1 protein-coding gene is annotated in these 1,464 nt (G+C 43.8%); it reads left to right on the top strand.

Annotation, left to right across the window (positions count from 1 at the left end; genetic code table 11):
• Positions 1–64 precede the first annotated feature (64 nt).
• A partial coding sequence (locus J7J01_05600) for a hypothetical protein (protein ID MCD6210351.1) occupies positions 65–1,464 on the top strand: 1,400 nt, incomplete at its 3' end.

The raw sequence follows: 1,464 nt of genomic DNA, 5'->3' as shown, positions 1-1,464 counted from the left end.
ATATATAATAACGAAGGGCAGTGCGCTTTTCAATTTTCAAAACTCAGGAGGTGAAGACGCAAAAATGGATACTAAAAATAGAGTAAAAGCGATAACAGGCATCGCTATGGCTACTATTATCATTGGTGCCGTGTTCGCAGTTATGCCACCGGTAATAGTAATGGCAGTAAGCACAGGTGATAATTTCAATCACATCGGCGCAGGTCTCTATGAGACAGTACTGGTGGGGCAGAATGTACAGTTTAATGGGACAGGTGAACCAAATGCTTGGAGTGACCCATCCAAAGTTAAGGTAGAGAAGTTTGATAGGGGACACTGGTATCATTATGCAGGGCCATGGACTAACGGTAAAGTGTACAACATCGATTGGGGCACATGGCTTACTTTAAGAGCGACTGATGGGACTGTTTCAACAAATCTTTCAGTCAAAGAGCTCAAAATGCCATTGAAATTGAAAGTAGGAGATAAAGAGGTAACGTCTATTGCTGCGGGTACTCCGAACTTCTGGGTGGATGTCGGTGGTATAAATCTCTTGCCTGAGGATAGAGTAGACCTTGTTATAATCGGTCCTGACGGACAAATAAAGTATGATTCAGTAAATAACCAGAAATTTACAAACATAACTGTGAGCTATTTGGAACAGACATACGGTAACAAATCGGTAGGACTCAAGACCAGTGGATGGGTGATAGGTGACTATACGTTCCAGGTGAAGACCAAATCTGAATACGCATGTGGACTGGATGTGCGCAGTGTTCAGAAGAGTCTGAAGATAAGGAGATGTGAGATAGCCATAGAAGTATATAAGCCCAGTTGCATAGAGAACGAGACGGTGAAACTGACTGTAAGAGGTGTACCAGGGGACAGTATAACCGTCAGTGGTCCAAGCAGTGATGTGAGATTCATGGATGGTGTCTATGACACACCTGCCAGTGATTCGGGTAAATGGATTGATAGGTATTACAGGTTCAGTGACACTATAGATGAGGATGGAATAAGGCTATATGCGGTAAAATTCACCGATACCGGCTCGTATACAATAAGAGTGGAGGTTCCCAGTGGTGTCTGTAAAGGCGATTATGATACCGCAGATATATCAGTGTGTGAGAAAGCAGTTACTTTTGATGTGCCCGCTACGGTCGTCATCGGACAGAAATTCACGGTAAAGGGGCATGCCAATACGGGACATTTCGTCACCATAGCTGTGGAGGATAAGGTATATAACAAGCTGGATCATCTGGTGATAGATGAGAACGGTGAGTTCAGTCAGGATATAGACACTGCAGCGGATGATTTACCGGAATTTAGAGTACCGGGTTCTGTAACCCTGAAGGCATATATTGATAGACCGAAAGCATACTCCTATCCTGATTCCATCAGGTCAGGTGAGAGTGATGACGGTTCAACTGCAATCTTACTGACGAGAGGTGAGTTAACTGCTGAGGTATCAGCGAAGAATATATC

Source organism: Methanophagales archaeon (assembly GCA_021159465.1).
Classification (GTDB): domain Archaea; phylum Halobacteriota; class Syntropharchaeia; order Alkanophagales; family Methanospirareceae; genus G60ANME1.
The sequence above is the reverse complement of the archived record's forward strand: the minus strand, read 5'-3'. Positions and strand labels throughout refer to the sequence as shown.